We start from the raw sequence: 21,291 nt of genomic DNA, 5'->3' as shown, positions 1-21,291 counted from the left end.
ATGGAGTGTTAATACAATGAATAACAAAATCATTGATGCCGACCATTTCCGCTCATTTTTATATGACGGAATGACGATTATGTTCGGTGGTTTTATGGGCGTCGGGACACCGAAACTATTGGTGGATGAAATTATTAAATCCGGCGTCGCTGATTTAACCATTATCGGCAATGACACCGGTTTTATCGATACCGGCGTCGGCCCGTTAATTGCCAACGGCCAGGTCAAAAAAGTCATCGCCTCGCATATCGGCACCAACCCGGAAACCGGCCGCCGAATGATCGCCGGCGAAATGGAGGTTGAACTGGTGCCGCAAGGCACGCTGGCCGAGCGCATCCGCAGCGGCGGAGCGGGTCTCGGCGGTTTTTTAACCCCGACCGGCGTCGGCACCGTTGTCGAAGACAATAAACAGAAAATAACCCTCGATAATATTACCTATTTATTAGAGCTACCGCTTAAAGCGGATTTAGCCCTATTACAGGCCAGTATCGCCGACGCCAGCGGAAATCTGGTTTATAACCTCACCGCGCGTAATTTCAACCCGCTGATTGCCCTTGCCGCCGATCGCGTCGTCGCCCAGTGCGAACAGATTGTTCCGCTCGGACAACTGGCGCCGGAATCTATCGTCACCCCCGCCGCCCTGGTCGATCACCTTTATCTGGGAGAGAAATAATGGATGCTAAAGAATTCATCGCCCGCCGGGTGGCAAGAGAACTGAAAAATGGCGACGTGGTTAATTTAGGCATTGGGTTGCCGACCAAAGTGGCGAATTACCTGCCTGAGGGAATTGAGGTCACCTTTCAGTCGGAAAACGGCTTTCTGGGACTGGGCGCGATGACCGAACCGGACGTGAATCTGGTCAACGCCGGCGGACAGCCCTGCGGCATGGTGCCGGGCGCCGCGATGTTCGATAGCGCCTTCTCCTTCGCCCTGATTCGCGGCGGCCACGTCGACGTCTGCGTACTGGGCGGCTTGCAGGTCGACGAACAGGGCAGCCTGGCCAACTGGATGGTGCCGGGGAAAATGGTGCCCGGAATGGGCGGCGCCATGGACCTGGTGGTAGGGGCGAAGAAAGTGATTATCGCCCTGGAGCACTGCGCCAAAAACGGCGACGCCAAATTGTTGCGCCGCTGTACCTACCCGCTCACCGCGGTCAATAAAGTCAGCATGGTGGTGACCGAACTGGCGGTATTTCATTTTGTCGATCGGCAAATGGTGCTGAGTGAAATCAGCCCTGACATCACCGTGCAGGCGTTACGCCAGAAAACCGAGGCAAACTTCATTGTCTCCGCCGACTTACAACCCATGAAAATAAATTAACCGGGGCGACCATGAACGATTCCGTTGTTATTGTTAACGCCAAAAGAACCGCCATCGGCAAGTTCGGCGGCAGCCTGGCCAACACCTCCGCCATTGATATGGCCGCCGCCACCATTGGTGATTGTCTGTCGACGTTGCCGGACGATCTGACCATTGATGAAGTGATTCTGGGAAACGTGCTCCAGGCCGGGCTGGGGCAAAATCCGGCGCATCAGGCCAGCATCGCCGCCGGCATCGGGATTGAAACCCCGTCGTTCACCGTCAGCAAGGTATGCGGCTCCGGCCTGAAAGCCGTCGCTCTCGGCGCGCAGTCCATTCTGTCCGGCGATAATCAGGCGTGCGTCGCCGGCGGCATGGAAAACATGAGCGCCGCCCCTTTCTTGCTGGACAAAGCGCGCCACGGCTACCGCATGGGGCACGGCAAGCTGGTGGACATCATGATTCAGGACGGCCTGTGGTGCGCCTTTAATGACTACCATATGGGCACCACGGCGGAAAATATCGCCGCACGCTACCATCTGACGCGAGAAGAGCAGGATCGGGTGGCGCTGGCATCGCAGCAAAAAGCGGTTGCAGCGATTGAAAGCGGTCGCTTCAAGGCCGAAATCACCCCAATATCCCTGCGCGGTAAAAAAGAAACCCGTATTTTTGCCCAGGACGAATTCCCGCGCGCCGATACGACGCTGGAATCACTGGCCAAGCTCCGTCCGGCCTTCTCCGCCGACGGCACCGTCACCGCAGGGAATGCCTCCGGGATTAACGACGCCGCCGCCGCGCTGGTGCTGATGCGCGAATCAACGGCGAGAAAGCAAGGCATTCAGCCGCTGGCGCGCATCCGCAGCTGGGCTTCCGCCGGCGTGCCGAGCGAAGTCATGGGGCTGGGACCGATCCCGGCGACGCAAAAAGCGCTCGGCAAAGCGGGATTAACCATGGGCGATATCGATTTAATCGAAGCCAATGAAGCCTTTGCCGCGCAATATCTGGCGGTACAGCGAGAGTTGCGGCTCGATCCTGACAAAGTGAACGTCAATGGCGGCGCCATTGCGCTGGGTCACCCTATAGGCGCCAGCGGCGCGCGTATTCTGGTCACCCTGGTTCATGCCCTGCGCGGCCATGATAAAACGCTGGGACTGGCCACGCTGTGCATCGGCGGCGGGCAAGGCATCGCCATGATTATTGAACGTATCTGATTCCCCATTCCGTTCACGCCGGGGTCAGGCGATATCCCGTCTGACCCTGGCGCCTTACCGCCCCCACGCTTACGCCTCGGATTGACGATGACGCGCCAGCGCATGATTCAGCATGCGTTCATCAATGCCATGTCCTGCGCCCGGCGCTATATCCAGCGAGAAAGCCGTTCCCAACTGCTGAAAACGCTGCGCGGCGGGGTTTTGTACCAGGATATCCTGCTGATTCATTCTGTTTCTCCTGTAAACAACCGACCCGGCATTCCCGCGGCCAGTTCCTCAATAACCATTGAGAACCCCTATACGCCGCGTTATTGCCGGTGAAATCGGGAATTCCTGAACAAGATGTTCATTTTTTTGCAGCAAGCGGACGGACGACGGCGCCTGCGCTTTCCACGCGCCGCGCCGGAAAAAAATAATAAAAGCCGCCGAGCGGTGTCACTTTGCCCCGGTTATTGCACAGAGATTAGTGAAGAGGCAATAAACCTTTTATTCAATGCGTAACAGGAGGCGACTTTTATTCGTTAGATTCACTCGCCTTATTAACGGATAACGCACTTTCTCCAAATCCCAATTTTTCCGGGAGGCGGCTCGACGTCCCAAATACATGCAGGAAAAATAAAATGGCGATAACAACGTCCTTATTATCACCGAAAAAACGCGCCTTCAGGCAATCCATGCTGGCAGCCAATATCAGCCTGGCTTTACTACTGGCAGGGTGCAGCGGCGGAGGAGGCGGAGGCGGCGGTTCCTCCAGCGTGACGCCGGCGCCGGAAACCCCCACCACGCCGATCGAACCCGAAACGCCGACCAATCCGACCGATCCGGAGACGCCGACGGAACCCGCCGACGCGCGAGCCAAAGTAGGCATTATCGACTCCGGGCTTTCCCCGGATCGCTCCTATATCAACTACGACAATATCGGCGGTTTTGCTTCCTTTGTCGGCGGAAGCAGCACCTTAAACGATAACGCGGGCGACGACGGACACGGAACCACGGTGGCCATGGTGCTGGCCGGAAAGGAGTGGCGGCAATGGTCCGCCGGCGTGGCGCCTGACAGCCTGCTGTATATCGCCCAGGCATCGAAAGACAATAATTTCGATGTTCTCACTTCCACCAAAGCCGTCAGTTGGCTGTTGGATAACGACGTCAAAATCATCAACATGTCCTATGGCATGACCGAACGCCTGACCACGCCCGAAGCGCTGTCAAACGCCAGCCAGCGATACGCCTATCAGCTATTGCGCAACTCACTGCGCGAGATCGTCAGCGCCGAAGCGCTGGCCATCATGTCGACCGGCAATGAGAACACCTCCGCGCCAGCGCCCGATACGCTGATCCCCGCGATATTCAACGAACCGGAACTGCAGAAAGGCGTCCTGGCGGTGACCGGATTCGTCGAAGGCTATCTGGTTCCCGTTCCCGATCGTCCCCCGGAGCTGTGGGGCTTTGACGCCTGCGGCGCCGCCGCCGCGTACTGCATGAGCGCGCTCGGCTCCACAAAATACCCCAGCCAGAGCAGTTCGGCGGATGGCGAATGGGAGTCCGTAACCTCGTACGGCACCTCTTATTCCGCGCCGCGCGTGGCGGGAGGCGCCGCGCTGGTCAAGACCGCTTTCCCATGGATGACCGGCTATAACCTGCAGCAAACGCTGCTTACCACCGCCACCTACCGCACCGACGCCTATACGGGGTACGATGCGGATCTGGCATATTATGAGACTGTCTATAATGAGGACGGCACCGTTAAGGAAATCATTTTCCATAGCGGTGAAATTCAGGTTGCCGACACGGCCAACGGCCGCCCCTTCAACGATACCTTCGGCTGGGGCGATCTGAACGTGGAAAAGGCGCAGAAAGGACCGGCGATGTTTTATGCCGACGATTTTACCGCCCGTCTGACCGCCGGCGACTATACTTTCTCCAATGATATCAGCGGCGATTACGGCCTGGTGGTTAACGGCGCCGACAACGCCGGCGGCATCCTGCGCCTTACCGGCGACAACACCTATAAAGGCGACACGCGAATCACCTCCAATAGCCTGTACGTCGACGGTTCCATCGCCGGCAACGCAACGGTATCGGGAAGCGGAACGCTGGCGGGTAAAGGCCGCATCGGCGGCAACGTCAGTAATACGGGGATCGTCGCCACCACCGCGGAAGGCGGTCTGACCGTCGCCGGCAATTATACCCAGGGCAGCGACGGCCTGCTTAGCGTAACCCTGTCCAATCCGTTCACCGTTGAGGGCAGCGCGACGCTGGACGGCACGTTACGCGTCGGCTTACCCAGCAGTACCTATATCGTTGAGGCCCAGGAAACCTTGCTGCATAGCAATCAGGGGATCAGCGGTAGCTTCGCGGCCACCGATCTCGGCCTGTTCCTGACCGGAAATCTGACCTACGGCGCCAATGACGTCACCGGCGCCTTCAGCCGCGTCAATACCGTTGAGGCCGTCGCCGACAGCGGATTACAAGGCGCGGCGCTGTTGCAGACCGCCGCCAACGTGGAGTCCGCCCTGCAGGTCGCCGACCGCTGGGCCGGCGCCGACTCGACCACCGAGCAGCAGTCCGCCCTGCTGGCCAAAGCGGCCGCGTTCCAACAGTTGGCGACCGCCAGCGCGGCGGCGGCCTCGTTGGATTCGCTCTCCGGGCAGGCCCACGCCTCCAGCAACGCCATCCTGTTCAACAGCCTGGATTACCAGAATCAGCTGCTGAACAACCGGCTGGACCAACTGGGGAACGGAAAAAACTATGGACTGTGGATCGAAACCGGCAAACTGCGCGGCGACCTGAACCAGTCCGGCTATCTGGGCAGCAGCTACGATATCAACCTGACGGCCATCGGTACGGATAGCGACTTCGACACGCCGGGGCTGCGCGCCGGGATCGCCTATACCAACAGCCGCATCAAGGCCGAGTATGCCGGCAGCGGCGGCAGCAGCGAGAACGAGTTGCACGGGGTGATGACCTATGCCCGCTACCAGCTCAGCCCCGAATGGTACGTTCAGGGGAACCTGAGCTATCAGCGCGGTCGCGACAAGTTACAACGCTCCATTCTGCTGGACGACGTTCAGGCGGTGTCCAGCAGCACGACAAGCGATGGCTGGCAGGGTCTGCTCAAAACCGGCTATGAGTTGGCGCTTAACGATGTCTTCAGCGTGCAGCCCTATGCCGGCGTAAAATACAGCTACCTTTCCACCGGCGGCTTTACCGATAGCGGCAGCGAATTCGGCCTGACCGGAGAAGGCAACGACTATTCCCGCACCGTGGGCCTGACCGGGATTAACCTGCGCGCCCAACAGCAATGGAATCGGGGATGGTGGAGCGCCTTGAGCGTCAACGGCGAATATCAGCACGCCTTCACCAACCCGTCGCTGGACGTGACCGCCCGCTGGAGCGGCCTGGGCCGTGAGGGCGAACGCCTTGATATTCCGGGCATGCGTCTGGACAAAGACTCCCAGTGGGCGGGCGTCAGGCTGGACGTGGGCAAAGCCGCGGATGCGCGCATCTTCCTGCGCGCCGATAAACACTTCGCCGATCGCGGCAACGAGGAAGTGCTGCGCGGCGGCGTCGACGTCTCCTTCTGATAGCGCAGACGCCGACGGGAGTAACGCACGCGGGGAGATAATATTTTCCCTCGCGTGTTTTTTATCCCGCTACGGGGGGTCCGCTTTATTGGGCATATCATCTTTTTATATATTCTAAGACGTTTTATTTTGCCGGATGAAATAGTTTACCTTTCGCCGATATGATAGAAATACAGCTGTTTCAGGCATTAAAAATCATTATCCCATTGCACCAGGGAAATACCGTGCGCAGCTGAAAAAGGGAATCGAGCCATGAAAAAAACCATACCGTTAATCATCGTTGCCGCCGTTATCGTTTTAACGGTTATATACCTTGCATCTAACGCCAATCAGTATGCCATCGCCGCGCAAATTATTGGTTCGCTGGCGGGCATCATCATTATTTTCGCCGTTATAAAATTTATCTTTAAAAGAGAGATCGATAAGTCCAGTTTATATGTGGCCGTCGCCTTCGTCATTTCATCCTTTATCGGCACCACCCTTACCGCCACCCTATTCAATGAGTCCCCGGTTTACCTAAAAGCCATCATCGTCGGCGGCATTACCCTGGCAGGCGTCGCGATCGCCCTGACGACGTTGAAAAAACGGCCGGTACAACCGAACCGGTGATGTTGGCTATGCCAATTTCAAGAAAGCCCCCACAGTGAGTAAACGTTGCCGGTGCAATTCGCCGGCAACGCCGTCACGCTAATATTCCCCCTTAATGCTGAGGAATCCCCCGCAAATCTGGGAAAGAAATGTCTGTAAGCGCAGTGAGGGTTTCGTGCGCACTAACCCCAGTCTATTTCTGCGACATAGCAGAGAAATGACGGTCTTCTAGCGCACGAAATATTCTCCGTCGTTGAATATTCCCTCAAAAAAGCCCCACAGTGAGTAAACATTGCCGGTGCAAATCGCCTAATGAGCCACAGCCCCAGGCGCCGCAGGCGCCTTCCGAGGAACATTCCAGTCCGGCGTTTTGCGGCCCGCCAGATGGCGCACGAAAAAATCCAGCGCCTTGCGCTGCCCGTAGGCGCCGCCGCTGACGCCGTGACCGCCGCCCGGCACGTAGAACAGATCGAACTCCTTACCGGCTTTAATCAACCGGTCCGCCACCTGCAAGGTGCTAGACGGGTCGACGTTATCATCCAGCTCCCCCACCATCAGCAGCAGCTTGCCCTGTAGGCGCCAGGCGTTTTCAACATTGGACGCCGCCGCATACCACGGCCCCAGCGGCCAGCCCATCCACTGCTCGTTCCACCAGTTTTTATCCATCCGGTTATCATGGCTGCCGGAGTCGGCTACCGCCACCTTATAGAATTCGGGATGAAACAGCAGCGCGGCCATGGCGCTCTGACCGCCGGCGGATACGCCGATAATCCCCACGCCGCGGGAAATATCGTACCAGGGCAGGCGTTGCGCCGCCGCTCGATGCCACAAAATACGGTCGGGAAATCCCGCGTCTTGCAGATTGCGCCAGGCCACATCATGAAAGGCGCGCGAACGGTTATTGGTGCCCATGCCGTCGATTTTCGCCACCGCAAACCCCAACTCGGTCAACGGCTCCGGGAGAAAGGAGAAATCCTTGGGCACAAAGGAACCGTGCGGTCCGGCATAGATACTCTCCACCACCGGATATTTATTGGCGGCTTTAAGATAACGCGGCGGATAAATCAATCCCCAAATCGCCGTTTCGCCATCCCGCCCCGCCGCCCGGAACGGAATGGGCGGACGCCAGCCCGCCATTTTCAGACGGCCGATATCGGCGCGGTTCACCTCCATAAGCCGGCGATTATCGGCGCTGCGGTAGAGCACGGTGACCGGCGGAAGATCGTAGCGGGAATAGGTATCGACATAAAACTTGCCGTCAGGCGAGAAGTTCAGCGTGTGATTCGCCGTTTCCGCGCTCAGCCTGGTCAGCCCGCTGCCGTCGAAGCCGATTTTGTAGCCGTACATATAGTAGGGATCGTCATCTTGCGTCATGCCCGACGCGCTGAAGTAAATCACCCGCTGCTTTTCATCCACCCAGTGGACGGCGCGCACCACCCAGTCGCCCTGGGTGATGGGGTTTTTCACTTTCCCCGTCACCCCGTCATATAAATAAAGATGCTGCCATCCGCTGCGTTCAGACGCCCAGATAATCTCTTTACCGTCTGATAAATCACGGCGAAAACGCTTACCGCTGCCGGTCGCCAGACCGGTCAGCTCCGCGTAATCAATAAAGGTTTCCGAAGTTTCATCGATAAGCGGGCGGGCTTTCCCCGTTTCGGCCTCCACTTCAATAACCCGGTATAGCTGATGCCCGCGCTGGTTGTATTCGAAGGTAAACGCCCGGCTGTCCTGCCGCCACGCCGGCGAGGTGAGCATAAAAGGCTGCGGGAACAGCGCCGGATCGACGGGCGTTATGCTGCGCGAGGCAATATCCACCAGCACCGGCTGGGGAATATCCAGCGCATCGCCGGGCTTGGGATAGGAAATGGAACGATATTTGGGCTGCACCTGATCGGCGGGCGCAGATTCAACGTAATGCACCCGGCGTTTTTCCGCCCGTCGAATGCGGTACAGCGCCAGCTTTGAGCTATCCGGCGACCAGCTCAGCGTCTCCTGCGCATAGCCCTCTTGCGCCGTACCGTCGCGAGTGAGCGATATCCGCAGACCGCGCGCTCTGGCAATCAATACCAGATTGTGATCCTCAATCAATGCCTGCCACTCGCCGTCGGGCGAGATCTGTCCCCGCGGGTCGGGCCTGACGTACTTTTCGACCCGGGGAGCGGACAGATCCGCCTGCACGCCGCAGCGGTAATGATCCAGATCGCAGCGCAGCAATCGCCTTCCCTGAGGGATAAACAGCGCATTTTCCGCCGCCGAATAGTCCACCTGCGCCAAAGGCAACGAGGTGGCGGTCACCGGCGTCGCCAGCAGCGGACTCAAGGCCCGCGCCAGACGAGGATGATCGAAAGCCGGACGCTGCCGCAGGTTCGCCACATCCACCCACATAAACTCATGCCCGGCGGGCCGCCCGTTGCCGGCCGCCACGCTGCGGCGATAAAACAATCCCTGACTATCGGACTGCCAGCTCATCCGCCCCGGATAATGGTGCACCAGTTGGCGGTAATGTTCCGCCAGCCCCTGCGCGCGCCGATAATCTTCCGGGCCGGGCGCCGCGTCATTCGCTGCGGCAGATATCGCCAATCCCATCAGGGCGACGATCGTCCCGATGCGCCTCCCCTTCAGGTAACGGTTCGCTCCTATCACGCTCTACCTCATCCTGTTCTTGCCGTGTAACCATGCCGGATGTCAAATGCAACCGATGGGAATGAAAGGCCGCCAACACGTCGCGGTGCGCCACGCTGACGATAGCGCTGCCCGGCAGACCGGCCAGCAGCGCCTGATAAACCAGCCGTTCGGTCTCCGCATCAAGCGCGCTGGTCGCCTCATCCAGAAAAATAAAGTCCGGCCGATGCAACAGCGCTCTGGCCAGCGCCAGCCGCTGCTGTTCGCCGCCGGATAGCCGCTGTTGCCAGCGATCGCTGGCGCTTAACAGGGCGATCGCCTGCGGCAAACAGCTCTGCGTCAGCGCCTGCCGGCACTGCTCATCGCTAAAATCGGCTTCGTCATGGGGATAACAGAGCGCCGCTTTCAGCGTACCGCTCGGGATATAGCTTTTCTGCGGCAGGAACAGGAAACGGCCGGCGGCCGAACGGACGATCTCGCCCTCGCCGTACGACCACAGCCCGGCGCAGGCCCGCAGCAGGGTGCTTTTTCCCACGCCCGAGGGGCCGTCAATCAGCCAGCGTTCGCCGGGCAATACCCGCCATCGCTCCACCGTGGTCAGTTCCCTGCCTTCAGGGGTGGTCAGGCGCAGCCGCCGGCAGTCGAACCCCGGCGCGTCGCTCTCCCGCAGACGAATATCCGATGGCGCGCGGTCGGATTTATTCAGCGCCTGTTCCAGATCGCGCAGCCGGTTGGTCAGCGCCAGCCAGCGGGTAAAGGCTTCATAGGCCTGCATAAAATAGCTCAGCGTGGCGCGCAGGGAGCCGTAGGCCATCTGGATGCGCGTCAGATCGCCGAAGCTGATCTCGCCGCGCAGCAGCTGCGGCAGCGCCAGCAGCGTCGGCAACGGCGAAACGAAATGGGAAAAGGTGCCCTGCCCCAGCGACACCTTGAAGCTGCGGCGGATAATGGCCAGCGCGTTTTCCCGCAGCAGATGGAAACGCCGCGCCAGACGCTGCCCTTCCCGCACGCCGCCCTGATAAAAGGCGATCTGCTCCGCGTTTTCCCTTACCTGCATCGCCAGAAAACGGAAGTCGCCCTCGGCGTTCTGTTGCTGCATATTCAAACCAATCAACGACTTGCCCAGCCAGTGGGAAATATACAGTTGCAGAAAGGCGCAGATAAACGCGGTATAAACCATATGGCCGGAGATGGCCCATTCGACGCCCAGCGCGCTAAAGCGCAGGGTGCCGGCCACCGACCACAGCAGTACGGTATAGGTCACCGTATTGATAACCACCGATACCAGGCTGAGGAAAAAATTAAGCGACGCCCCCACCAGTTCGCTGACGTCGTCGGCGATACGCTGATCGGTATTGGTCAGCATGCCGTCCCGCTCCAGCCGGTAATACGCCGGCGTTCCCGTCCAGCGCCGGAGATAGCGTAAGGTTAGCCAGGTGCGCCAGCGCAATGCCAGATAGTGATTAAAGATGACGCCGATTTCCGGCAGCAGCATCACCCCCAGCCCGAAAATGAAATTGAGCACGAACAGCGGCTTTATCTGCTGCCAGTCCAGCGCTATCAGCGCATCGGTGAATCTGCCGGTGATACGGTTTACTTCCACGTGGAGGTAGGCGTTGCCCAGCGTGATGGCGATGATTACCGCCAGCAAAATCAGCGCCAGATAGTTGTCCGGTGAGCGCCAGTAGGGCAGCAAAATCTGCCAGATGCCCGGCCGCAGATGACTTTCATCACGTTGTTTCAATGACTTTGATACCCGTATCCGATCGCGCGTCGGTCAAAAATCCGCCGACGCGCCTGATGTAGCCGCCCGCGGCGACATGGCTTTTTAATTAATGCCATACGTAATAGCGAATCCCAATCCGTCATTCCTGTAGGTCCCCGCTTTCGCGAGGAGAAATCTTCCTGATATCGACGCACTACCTGAAAGTAGATCCCCGCCTGCGCGGGGATGACTATTCCGAAGTGGGATTGTCGGCAGCCCTGCTCGGCGATCAGAACGAGTAGGTGCCGGTCAGGCGCCAGGTTCGTCCTTCCTTCACCCCCACATAGCTATCGGTGGAGGTGGAGTAATAGAGATCGCGATCGAAGACGTTATCCACCCCGAGCCGCAGCGACCAGTCGGGCTGACGATAAAATACCGCCACGTCGGTCTGCGCCTGGCTGCCGATGGTGAAATAGTTATTTCTGGTGCCGTTTCTGGAAGTTTTCGAAGTGCCGCTGATGCCGACGGATGCCCCCGCCCCCTGCAGCAGGCCGTTCTGGATCTCATAGGAGGTCCACAGATTGCCGGTATGGCGCGGCGTATCGTTGAAGGTATTCCAGAAGCTGCTGTCCGGCGTTTTCTTTTCCGAATAGGTGTAGCTGGCGCTCAGTTCCCAGCCCGGCAGCAGAGTGCCGTTCAGGTCGATATCGAAACCCTTGCTTTCCCGCCCCTCGGCCCCGACCGCGATCCCGTTGTTGAAAACAACCACGTTATTCTGGCGGATGTCGAACAGCGCGGTGGTCAGCGTCAGGTTATCGTCCAGCAGGTTTACCTTCAGCCCGATCTCCTTCGACTTGCCGGTGGCCGGCGGCAGAACTTCCCCGGTCTGACGGTTAACCTGCGCGTTGCCGCTGAAGCTGTTGAGATAGTTGGCGTACACCGTCACATCCGGTGTGATATCGAAGCTGACGCCGTAGTTGGGGATCCATTTGTCGGTGGTGTAGCTGACCACGCCGCTGGTGGTCAGGTAGGTGTTATTCCAGCTGGAACGTTTTAAGGAGACCTGAACGTGCAGCCGATCCCATAAATCGATCGAGTCCTGCAACAGTATCCCGCTCTGGATCATCTTGCTGCGGCTGGTCCGCGAGTCCGGTTCGCCGATGCCGTCGTACACCAGTGACCCCGGGTCGAAGACGTTGCCGTTGCTTAACAGGATAAACCGGCCGTCGTAGCTGTTATAGCGCTCATACTGATAGTCGTGTCCGATCAACAGCGTCTGCTTCACCGGACCGGTTTCGATCACGCCGCGGAAGTCGTTTTGCAGGTTCCAGGACTGGTCGGTGTACTTATTGGCCAGAGGGTGGCTGAGTTTGTCGCCGTTGGACTCGATGATCAGCGTTTCATTCATTTTCGCCTGGCCGGAGGTGCTCTGGAAATTGGCCTTGCTGTTAAACGTCCAGCTACCGAACAGATCCTGCTGCAAGTCGTAATAGGCGTTGGTGGTTTTGATCCTGAAGTGGTCGTCCTTATCGCCCAGACGATATACCGGCAGTTTCTGCACCTTTCCGTTGCTGTAGAAAGTGCCGGCCGGGCCGGAGATTCTCTCCTTATTGACTTCGGCGCCGATAAGAATGCGCGTCGAATCCCCTTGCCACGCCAGCGCCGGAGCCAGATAGTCGCCATGACTGCCGTTAAAGTCCGGGAAAGCGGAATTGGATTTCATGGTGGACGCATTAAGGCGATAGCTAAAGGCCTTATCGTCGGTGAGCGCGCCCCCCAGATCGAGAGCCGTCTTGAACTCCCCGTAGCGCGCCGCCTCCACTTTCACCCGGCGCAGCGGCTCGGTAACCGGCTTCTTGCGCACCAGGTTGATGGTCCCGGCGGGCGAACTGCTGCCCGACAGCACGGACTGCGGTCCTTTCAGCACCTCGATACGCTCGACGCCCTCAATGGACGTGCCCTGCCCCACTCCCGCGTTGCTGGAGCCGGCCACCCCGTCCGTCAGGCCGGAGGTCACACCGTAGCCGCGCATCCAGTAGGTCAGCGTTCCGCGGTTATTGCGAATCGCATTAACGCCGGCGGAGTTTTTCAGCGCATCCTCCAGCGAGGTGGCCTGGCGGTCATTGATCAGCTTGCTGCTGATCACCTGCACCGACTGCGCCGTCTGCTGCAACGGCGTATTGATACGCAGCGCGGAAGAGGAGTCGCCGGGATTAAGGACCAATTCATCCTCGCCGGCGCCGGTCACGGTAATGGCCGGCAAGGTTTTATCATTTGCCCGGGCCGCCGCAACGCTGTTGCCCTGCGACGAAACGATGGTCAGCGTGCCGTTATCCGTGGAGGTCAATAACAGCGGGCTGCCCTGCAACAGGCGTAATATCGCCTGACGCGTGGTATAGCGGCCGTTCAGCGCGGGGGCCTGATAATTCGTCACCAGCGCCGGATTAAAAGAGATGGTCTGATTGCTTTGATTGGCGACGGCCAACAGCCCTTTCTGTAAATCCCCCGCCGGGATGGAAAACGTGATGGCTTCGTCCGCGGCCTGCGCCGTTATGGGAACCGCCGCGGTACTTAATATCAATGCGGTGGCGGCATTAATGGTAAACAGTCTGGTGAAGAATAGGCGTTTCTTAAAGCCCAGCCCCGATGTATTGAAATAGTTTTGCTGCTTGCTCATGTTAATCCTCGTCAATTGTTACAGTTGCTAGCTACCGCATGTTTTTTTTGGTCTTCATCTGTTTTGTGCAATGACGGGGAAAAAGCGACAATAAAAATAAAGATTTTTTGGCATAAGATATTATTCATTTATTATTTATTTGATTCCCATTATTTTTATTTTCATATTGCGGTAAATTCTGGTCGTTATCGACCCGACATTCGCCAGCGGCGCGGTAACTAATAACAAGATGAACAGTGTATTTTTCTTAATCGTTCGATTATCAAAATAACAATTATAAATAAACATATAAGAAAATCGTCGTTTAACTCGCTGTCGTTTTGCCTTACAAAAAGCGGACAGAATCTTTGCATTCCTTACAAAATGCCTGGTTCTTTGTTTTGTGCTCTTGGGGTATCCCGGCTCAAACAGAATTGCTTTTGGTTATGGTCCACGCGCTTGAGGATGCCCATGTTCACTGAGGCTGGTAAAAAACCTGATTTACTTTCGTTGATTTTTCGCAGCGATTATCGTTGGCTTACCGACCGGCTCCGCCGTCGTATCGCCTATGGCTGCGAAGCGGAAGACGTTGCCTCGGAGGCGTTTTTAAGGCTGGCTTCGCTGCCCGATCTGGCCAGCGTGCAAGAGCCGCGCGCCATGCTGACCACCCTGGCCAAACGCGTGCTGTATGAAAACTGGCGCAAGCGCGATCTGGAAAAAGCCTATTTCGCCGCCCTGGTCAATAAGCCGGAGCTTCACCATCCCTCCCCGGAAGAACAGCAGTTGCTGATGGAGGCGCTGCTCACCATCGACCAGGCGCTGGAAGGGTTGTCCATCAAGGCAAGACAGGCCTTTCTCTACAGCCAGCTGGACGGCATGACGTACGCCGAGATAGCCGCAAAGCTGGGGGTTTCCGTCAGCATGGTCAGAAAATATATCGCCAAAGCGCTGACCAACTGCTATCTGGCGACGCAGGACGACGGGAATTAAGCGATGAGCATCATGGCCAGACAACATATCAATGACCCGATCGCCCAGCAGGCGATCGAATGGATGGTGCTGTTGCGCTCGGGCGAAGCCACCCAGACCGACTATGACGACTATCAGCGCTGGCGGCGGGAAAATGCGCGGCATGAGCACGCCTGCCAGCGTATCGAACAGACGCTGGGACAGTTCCAGCCGCTGCTTCAGGCGCTTCCCCATGAACCGATCCGCCAGGCGTTGCTGGCGCCCTCCGGCCGCCGCAAAGTGCTGCAATACGGTCTGGGAATGTTTTCCATCGTCACCCTGAGCAGCCTGCTGTTAAACCAGCACTATCCGCTGTCGCCGCTATTGTCCGATGCGAAAACCGCCACCGCGCAGCGGAAAGTCATTCCGCTGAACGACGGCAGCACGCTGACCCTGAACGCCCGCACCGCCGTGGATATCAATGTGCGCCCCGAAGCCGCGGTGCGGCGGATTGCGCTGCACAGCGGCGGCATGCTGGCCAATATCGCTCAGGACCCCCAACGTCCGTTTATGATTTCCACCACCATGGGCGACATCGTGGCGTTGCAGGCCAACGTCAACGTGCGCTATGAGGACGGCGGCGTACACGTCGGGGTGCTGGACAACATCGCCAAGATCACCAACCGGCTCGGCCAAAGCGTACGGATTAACGCCGGGCACGGCGTCTGGTTCGATAACACCACGCTCTATAACACCGCCATCACCCCGGAAGCGGAAACCGCCTGGCTGCATGGCCGGCTGGAAGTTCGCGATCGTTCGCTGGCTTCCGTCGTCCGTTCACTACGCGACTACACGCCCGGCGTGATCCGCCTGGACCCCGCCGTCGCCGATTTGCGCGTCAGCGGAAACTTCCCGCTGGACGACGTCAACTACACGCTGGACTCACTGGCGCAAACCATGCCTATCGCCATCGTGCACACCACCGATTACTGGATACATATTCGCGCCGCCAGCCTGTGACGGTAGGGCGGAGAAAAAATTCACGTCCGCGGGTGACACTTTTTCCATTTCGCCGCACATAACTGATAGAGGGCATAACGTTCTCGCTTAATCGATCACCGACAGAGCAGCGACAGCAGGGGTAGTAGGTGCAACAGGCATTATTGAAACAGCGCGTCGGGGCCGGCCACCCCTCATGGCAATACGACAAGCCCGCGCCACACCACGGCATAAAGACGCCGCTCCGGGGAGAAGGCAGAAAAACCGTCATCAGTTTCCTGGCGGTGGTATTGCTGCATACGGCGGCGGTGGCGTTGCTTATTACCCGGACCACGGAATATACGCCGCTCAATCTGGTTAATCCCGCGGAAAGCGTCACCATTCAGGCCACCATGGTTGAAGAACCGGAGCCGGAACCGGTAGCTGAAATAGAACCCGAACCGCCGGTGCTGACGTCGGATCAGGGCGAACGCGAGATTGCGCTCATCGTGGAAAAACAGACTGCGCCTCCCGACCCCTTGCCGCCGCCGGTTAAGCGCGAAGTAAAAAAAACGCCGCCCAAACCGCAGGTAAAACCGCGACCGGTACAGCCGAAAACCGTTACGCCACCGCAGCCGGTCGCCCCTATCGAGCGGCCGTCGGCGCCGGCGTCGGCCTCACCGGCGACCGCCACCGAGCTGACGCCCGGCAATAGCAGAGGCAATATGATGCAGAACAACCCGGGGGCGATACCCAAAAATGTCGCCTCGGTGGGATGCGCCGTACCGCAGCCGGAATACCCGCGCCGCGCCCGGCGTCTGCAACAGGAAGGAGAAGTGCTGATTCGTCTGGTGATCGGTCCGGAAGGCCGTTTATTAAAACATGAAATCGCCCGCGGCAGCGGATATGAGGCGCTGGATCAGGCGGCGATGTCCGCGGTGGCGCAGGCGCGCTGTACCCCGTACCGCGAAAACGGCCAGGCGATTAGCGTGATGACGCTGCAGCCGGTGAATTTCAAGCTATCGCGTTAACAGTCAACAGACAGACGCACGCCGGCGGCAAAACGTTCGCCCTCCGCCCGGCGGCGTCTGAACAGGGTTATTTATAAGAGGTAACACATGAACACGTTAGATATTTACCATTTTTGGCAACAGGGCGATGCGGTAACCCACTCCGTGGCGATTATCCTGCTGGCGATGTCCCTGCTTTCCTGGACCGTGATGCTGCTGAAGGCGCTGCAATTACTGGCGCTGAACAAAAGCGTGAATTACAGCAGGCATGCCTTCTGGCAGGCGTCGACGTTGCAGGAGAGCCTGGAACCGTTCGGCCGCGCCGGCTTTAACCCGTTTCGCGACCTGGTTATCGAGGGACACGCCCTGCTGAAGCACCCGCACAAGTTCTCTTCGACGCTCGGCGGCCACGTCGATCTCAGCGACTGGCTGGTTCGGGGATTGAGCAATACGCTGGACGCCAACGCCGGGAAGCTGCAGTCGGGATTGGGCACGCTGGCGTCCATCGGCAGCACGGCGCCGTTTATCGGCCTGCTGGGGACGGTATGGGGGATCTTCCATGCGCTGCAAACCATCAGCTCCATCGGCCAGCCCGACCTGGCGCAGGTGGCGGGCCCGGTGGGCGAAGCGCTGATCATGACCGCCTTCGGCCTGTTTGTCGCCATCCCCGCCGTATTGGGGTTTAACGCCATCAACCGCCGCAACCGCGTGGTGCTGCACGCCATGAATCGGTTCGCCCACGATCTCCACGCCTATTTGCTTACCGGCGCCCGCGTCGACACGACGAGCGCCGACGCTCATACGTCGGACGGTCAGGAACGCCCGGTCGCGGTTGAACGCTCCGCCTGACGAGGAAAATCGCCATGAGTATGTCATCTCCGTTTGAAAATCAGGACGACGCGCTGCTTAACGACATCAATATGACGCCGTTTATCGACGTGATGCTGGTGCTGCTGATTGTGTTTATGATTACCCTGCCGGTGATCAATCACGCGGTAAAAGTGGAATTGCCGCGGGCCAACGTGGAGAAAATCAAGAAGGATCCGCAGGCGGTGGATATCGCGATTACCGCCAGCGGGCAGATCAACTGGAATAAGGAAGCCGTGGACGACGCCCAGCTCGCCGAGCGGCTGGACAGCGCCGCCGCGGAGGAAATCCGTCCCAATATCCGGCTGTCCGCCGACCAGGCGGTGGAGTACGGCCGGGTGGCCTACGTGATGACCAGCGCCCAGCAGCGCGGCCTGAGCAAAATTGATTTTGTGTTGCAGCCGGTTAAAAATCCCTGAGCTTTCTGACCCCACCCCAACCCTCCCCTTCGCAGGGGAGGGAGTTTAGCTCCTCACCCTGACAAGGGCTGTCTCTTAGTCACATATATACTGTTAACGGTATATGTAAGTTCAGCGCTATTTCGTGCGCTAGAAGGCCGTCATTTCTCTGCTATATCGCAGCACGCGCCCGACGCAGGGTGGTTCAAGCGCCACCACCCTCCGGACCCGGGCTGTGGCTGAAATCACGTCGCTGACGAAAAGCAAAAAACAAAGAACCAAGAATGAACCAAAGACCAGAATACACATGGCCTCTAGAGGTTCCTTGGATTTGTGTATAAGAGACAGTGACAAGGGGGAGGCCGGGAGGGGTAGCGACAGACATCGCTGGGGCGAGGTAGTCTCCCCGCGAAAACCTCCCACTTTTAGCTCTCCGTGCTTTCTTCCACCCCGCCGGCAAAGAAAACCCCATCCGCGGGTGACACTTTATCCGCCGGATTGCACATACCCGTTAGAACCCTGTCTTATGCGGATATCGAACGATGTTTTCTCTTCACCCAACGCCCACGGTTGATGCCCCTCAGAGCGACGCGCTGCAATCAGTGGCCGAGCAGGTTCTGACCCTGGCCGGCGCCCAAGGCGCGACGCAAGCCGCGGTCAACGTGTCCCTGGGCAACCGACGCAATATCAGAGTCAGAAACGGCGATATCGACACCCTGACGCAAAATCACGGCCGGCATCTGTCGGTCACCGTCTACTTCGGCCAGCGTTCAGGCTCCGTCTCGTCTACCCAGTTCAGCCCGGATGCGCTGCGGGAAGCCGTGGAGTCCGCCTGTACGCTGGCGAAATATGGCGATGAAGATCCCTGCGGCGGACTGCCGGACCAACGCCGTCTGGCGAGCGATATCCGCGATCTCGAGCTGTATGACGCCGAAACGCTGAGCGTCGAACAGGCGCTGGCACTGGCGCTGCGGGCCGAACAGGCGGCCAATGAAGCCGATCCCCAACGCTGTCACAGCGAAAGCGCGGCGATCGCGTCGTATCAGGGGCAATTTATTCTGGCCAACTCCAGCGGATTCTGCGCGGGTTACCCCACCTCCAGCCATACGCTGTGGAGCCAGGCGCTGGCGCGCAACGCCGGCCAGCGGCAACGGGGCCACTGGAGCCTGACCCGACGCGCCCCGGCGCAACTGGTCCAGCCGGAAACCATCGGTCGTATCGCCGCCGAGCGGGCGCTGGCGCAGTTGGGGGCGCAAAAACTCGCCACCCGGCGCTGCCCGGTGCTGTTTGAAGCGCCGGCGGCGCACAGTCTGATTCATCATCTGGTTAACGCGCTGAGCGGCGGATCGCTGTACCGCTCCGCCTCCTTTTTGGGGCTGTGCGCGGGGGAAAGCATTATCGCCCCCCATCTGAGCCTGTATGAAGACCCCTTTATTCCCGGCGCGCCGGCCAGCGCCCGTTTCGACGCGGAAGGCGTGGCGGCCTCGGCGCGCCATGTGATTGAGGACGGCGTGGCCCAGGGCTACTTTCTCTCCAGCTATAGCGCGCGTCGGCTGGGGCTGGTCACCACCGGCAACGCCGGCGGCGCCTGCAACCTCACCGTCGCCAGCAGCCTGAGCCGCCCCGACGATACCCTGCCCGGCCTGCTGCGCAACATGCATAACGGGCTACTGGTCACCACGCTGCTGGGACAGGGCCTGAATCCGATGACCGGCGACTACTCGCAAGGGGTATCCGGCTTCTGGGTGGAAAACGGCGAAATTCAGTACCCGGTGGAGGAGATCACCATCGCCGGCAACCTAAAAACCATGCTGCGGCAGTGCGTCGCGCTGGGCGCCGATGCGCACACCCAGGGCTATCTGACGTGCGGATCGCTGCTGATTGCAGAGATGCAGATCGCCGGCCGGTAATTTCCGCCCTTTACAGCAACAGGATAATCAAAATGGTAATGCCCGCTACGGATGCTTCGCTTTCTCCCGCGCTAAGCGAGTTTTCACTGGAGACAACCACGCTCAGCCTCGCCTTGAGCCATATTATGCAGCGCCGGGTGGACTACGCGGATCTCTATTTCCAGAGCCGCCAGCAGGAGAGCTGGCAATTGGAAAACGGCATTGTCCGTCCGACCGGTTTCAGCCGCGATCGCGGCGTGGGCGTTCGCGCCGTCAGCGGCGAAAAAACCGCTTTCTCCTATAGCAATGATATTTCCGCCGGCGCCTTGTTGCAGGCGGCCGATACGGTCAGAGACATTACCCGTCAGGGGCAACACGCCAGCGTTGCGCTACCCGCGACGCTAACATACGGCGCCGCGCCGCTTTATCCGGCGGATAATCCGCTGACCTCCCTCACCGAACGGCAAAAGCACCGGCTGCTGACCTCCATCGATCGTCAGGCCAGAGCCCGCGATCCGCGCGTGACGCAGGTCTCCGCGTATCTTAACGCCGCGCACGAAACCGTGATTATCGCCCGCCACGACGGCAAGCTAGCCGCCGATGCGCGTCCGCTGGTCAATCTGTTTATCAGCGTGGTGGTGGAACAGCAGGGTCGCAGAGAAACCGGCTCCAGCGGCGGGGGCCGACGCCTCGACTACCGTTTCTTCGACGACGCAAGCGTGGCGCAGTGGGTACGCCAGGCCGTCGATCAGGCGCTGAATAATCTGGACGCCGCTCCCGCCCCCGCGGGAACCTACAGCGTGGTGCTGGGGGCCGGCTCTCCCGGCATCCTGCTGCATGAAGCCATCGGCCACGGACTGGAGGGGGATTTCAACCGTAAAGGCAGCTCGGCCTTTTCCAACCTGCTGGGAGAACGCGTTGCGGCCAAAGGCATTACCGTGGTGGATGACGGTACGCTGGCCTCACGCCGCGGTTCGCTCCATGTGGATGACGAAGGCACCCCCACCCAGACCACCACGCTGATTGAAGACGGCCTGCTGCGCGGCTACCTGCAGGACAGCCTGAATGCCCGGCTGATGAACGCCGCGCTGACGGGCAACGCCCGCCGGGCCTCCTACGCCTCGCTGCCGCTGCCGCGCATGACCAACACCTATATGCTGGCGGGACAGTATCCCGCCGACGAGATTATCGCCTCGGTAAAAAACGGGCTGTATGCCGCCGGCTTTGGCGGCGGACAGGTCGATATCAGCAGCGGTAAGTATGTGTTTGCAACCACGGAAGCCTATCTGATTGAAAATGGGAAAATCACCCGCCCGGTGAAGGGGGCGACGCTGATCGGCCACGGACCGGAGGCGCTGCTGCACGTTTCGATGGTCGGCAATAATCTGGCGTTGGACGAGGGCAATATCACCTGCAGCAAGGAGGGCCAGACCTTGCCGGTCAGCGTCGGCCAGCCGACGCTGCGCATCGACAATATGACGGTGGGCGGTTCGCAATAATGCCCGCGCGGCGCCAGCGCTTTTAGCTTTTTTT

16 protein-coding genes are annotated in these 21,291 nt (G+C 59.1%); 12 read left to right on the top strand and 4 right to left on the bottom strand.

Annotated features, from left to right (window positions below; all coding sequences use genetic code 11):
- Positions 1–16: 16 nt before the first annotated feature.
- From atoD to DDT56_RS04715, 3 genes are read left to right on the top strand one after another with little or no spacing between them, the layout of a single operon-like run.
- Entirely contained in the window at positions 17–673 is a 657-nt protein-coding gene (gene atoD, locus DDT56_RS04725; RefSeq protein ID WP_136165343.1) for an acetate CoA-transferase subunit alpha, read from the top strand.
- Complete coding sequence (locus DDT56_RS04720) at positions 673–1,320, top strand: 3-oxoacid CoA-transferase subunit B (RefSeq protein ID WP_136165342.1); 648 nt, start codon at positions 673–675, stop codon at positions 1,318–1,320. The genes atoD and DDT56_RS04720 overlap by 1 nt, the downstream gene beginning before the upstream one ends.
- 11 nt (positions 1,321–1,331) lie before the next feature.
- Positions 1,332–2,510 carry an acetyl-CoA C-acetyltransferase gene (locus tag DDT56_RS04715; protein ID WP_136165341.1) on the top strand — a complete coding sequence of 393 codons (1,179 nt, stop codon included), beginning with the start codon at positions 1,332–1,334 and terminating at the stop codon, positions 2,508–2,510.
- Positions 2,511–2,579: 69 nt separating this feature from the next.
- Here the strand turns inward: DDT56_RS04715 and DDT56_RS24350 are convergent, their stop codons facing one another.
- The gene (locus DDT56_RS24350; protein ID WP_168197572.1) at positions 2,580–2,738 is read right to left on the bottom strand and encodes a hypothetical protein; all 159 of its coding nucleotides are present in this window, start codon (positions 2,736–2,738) and stop codon (positions 2,580–2,582) included.
- 392 nt (positions 2,739–3,130) lie between these two features.
- Between DDT56_RS24350 and DDT56_RS04710 the strand changes: the two genes are divergently transcribed.
- Positions 3,131–6,094 (top strand): autotransporter domain-containing protein, encoded by a 2,964-nt coding sequence (locus DDT56_RS04710; protein ID WP_136165340.1) that lies wholly within the window; start codon positions 3,131–3,133, stop codon positions 6,092–6,094.
- A gap of 252 nt (positions 6,095–6,346) precedes the next feature.
- Positions 6,347–6,703: a hypothetical protein gene (locus DDT56_RS04705; RefSeq protein WP_136165339.1), complete on the top strand. Its 357-nt coding sequence runs from the start codon at positions 6,347–6,349 to the stop codon at positions 6,701–6,703.
- A gap of 288 nt (positions 6,704–6,991) precedes the next feature.
- Here the strand turns inward: DDT56_RS04705 and DDT56_RS04700 are convergent, their stop codons facing one another.
- The 3 genes from DDT56_RS04700 to DDT56_RS04690 form a co-directional block, all read right to left on the bottom strand.
- Positions 6,992–9,328, bottom strand: coding sequence for a DPP IV N-terminal domain-containing protein (locus tag DDT56_RS04700; RefSeq protein WP_246856720.1), 2,337 nt, complete (start codon positions 9,326–9,328; stop codon positions 6,992–6,994).
- Positions 9,240–11,051, bottom strand: a complete 1,812-nt coding sequence (locus tag DDT56_RS04695) for an ABC transporter ATP-binding protein/permease (protein ID WP_136165338.1) — start codon at positions 11,049–11,051, stop codon at positions 9,240–9,242. The genes DDT56_RS04700 and DDT56_RS04695 overlap by 89 nt, the downstream gene beginning before the upstream one ends.
- A 250-nt stretch (positions 11,052–11,301) precedes the next feature.
- Positions 11,302–13,689 (bottom strand): TonB-dependent siderophore receptor, encoded by a 2,388-nt coding sequence (locus DDT56_RS04690; RefSeq protein ID WP_136165337.1) that lies wholly within the window; start codon positions 13,687–13,689, stop codon positions 11,302–11,304.
- 450 nt (positions 13,690–14,139) lie between these two features.
- On the opposite strand from DDT56_RS04690, the gene DDT56_RS04685 reads away from it, so the two are divergent.
- From DDT56_RS04685 to tldD, 7 genes are all read left to right on the top strand, one after another.
- Positions 14,140–14,658, top strand: coding sequence for a sigma-70 family RNA polymerase sigma factor (locus DDT56_RS04685; protein ID WP_136165336.1), 519 nt, complete (start codon positions 14,140–14,142; stop codon positions 14,656–14,658).
- A 12-nt stretch (positions 14,659–14,670) separates the two neighbouring features.
- On the top strand, positions 14,671–15,636 hold the full coding sequence (locus DDT56_RS04680) for a FecR family protein (protein ID WP_136165415.1): 966 nt from the start codon (positions 14,671–14,673) through the stop codon (positions 15,634–15,636).
- Between the two features lie 128 nt (positions 15,637–15,764).
- Positions 15,765–16,625 carry an energy transducer TonB gene (locus tag DDT56_RS04675; protein ID WP_136165335.1) on the top strand — a complete coding sequence of 287 codons (861 nt, stop codon included), beginning with the start codon at positions 15,765–15,767 and terminating at the stop codon, positions 16,623–16,625.
- 87 nt (positions 16,626–16,712) lie between these two features.
- Positions 16,713–17,453 carry a MotA/TolQ/ExbB proton channel family protein gene (locus DDT56_RS04670; RefSeq protein WP_136165334.1) on the top strand — a complete coding sequence of 247 codons (741 nt, stop codon included), beginning with the start codon at positions 16,713–16,715 and terminating at the stop codon, positions 17,451–17,453.
- A 14-nt stretch (positions 17,454–17,467) separates the two neighbouring features.
- Entirely contained in the window at positions 17,468–17,890 is a 423-nt protein-coding gene (locus DDT56_RS04665; RefSeq protein WP_136165333.1) for an ExbD/TolR family protein, read from the top strand.
- A gap of 521 nt (positions 17,891–18,411) precedes the next feature.
- A complete protein-coding gene (locus DDT56_RS04655) occupies positions 18,412–19,779 on the top strand; it encodes a TldD/PmbA family protein (RefSeq protein ID WP_136165331.1) in 1,368 nt (455 codons plus the stop codon).
- Positions 19,780–19,817: 38 nt separating this feature from the next.
- A complete protein-coding gene (gene tldD, locus DDT56_RS04650; RefSeq protein WP_417903686.1) occupies positions 19,818–21,257 on the top strand; it encodes a metalloprotease TldD in 1,440 nt (479 codons plus the stop codon).
- Positions 21,258–21,291 lie beyond the last annotated feature (34 nt).

It is taken from the genome of Brenneria corticis, assembly GCF_003115855.1.
GTDB classification, from domain to species: Bacteria; Pseudomonadota; Gammaproteobacteria; order Enterobacterales; family Enterobacteriaceae; genus Brenneria; species Brenneria corticis.
This window is presented reverse-complemented; position numbering and strand designations above follow the sequence as displayed.

Bases quoted from the DNA above. Each gene is read 5' to 3' on its own strand.
- atoD (WP_136165343.1), top strand. From the start codon at position 17: ATGAATAACAAAATCATTGATGCCGACCATTTCCGCTCATTTTTATAT.
- DDT56_RS04720 (WP_136165342.1), top strand. From the start codon at position 673: ATGGATGCTAAAGAATTCATCGCCCGCCGGGTGGCAAGAGAACTGAAA.
- DDT56_RS04715 (WP_136165341.1), top strand. From the start codon at position 1,332: ATGAACGATTCCGTTGTTATTGTTAACGCCAAAAGAACCGCCATCGGC.
- DDT56_RS24350 (WP_168197572.1), bottom strand. From the start codon at position 2,738: ATGAATCAGCAGGATATCCTGGTACAAAACCCCGCCGCGCAGCGTTTT.
- DDT56_RS04710 (WP_136165340.1), top strand. From the start codon at position 3,131: ATGGCGATAACAACGTCCTTATTATCACCGAAAAAACGCGCCTTCAGG.
- DDT56_RS04705 (WP_136165339.1), top strand. From the start codon at position 6,347: ATGAAAAAAACCATACCGTTAATCATCGTTGCCGCCGTTATCGTTTTA.
- DDT56_RS04690 (WP_136165337.1), bottom strand. From the start codon at position 13,689: ATGAGCAAGCAGCAAAACTATTTCAATACATCGGGGCTGGGCTTTAAG.
- DDT56_RS04685 (WP_136165336.1), top strand. From the start codon at position 14,140: ATGTTCACTGAGGCTGGTAAAAAACCTGATTTACTTTCGTTGATTTTT.
- DDT56_RS04680 (WP_136165415.1), top strand. From the start codon at position 14,671: ATGGCCAGACAACATATCAATGACCCGATCGCCCAGCAGGCGATCGAA.
- DDT56_RS04670 (WP_136165334.1), top strand. From the start codon at position 16,713: ATGAACACGTTAGATATTTACCATTTTTGGCAACAGGGCGATGCGGTA.
- DDT56_RS04665 (WP_136165333.1), top strand. From the start codon at position 17,468: ATGAGTATGTCATCTCCGTTTGAAAATCAGGACGACGCGCTGCTTAAC.
- DDT56_RS04655 (WP_136165331.1), top strand. From the start codon at position 18,412: ATGTTTTCTCTTCACCCAACGCCCACGGTTGATGCCCCTCAGAGCGAC.
- tldD (WP_417903686.1), top strand. From the start codon at position 19,818: ATGCCCGCTACGGATGCTTCGCTTTCTCCCGCGCTAAGCGAGTTTTCA.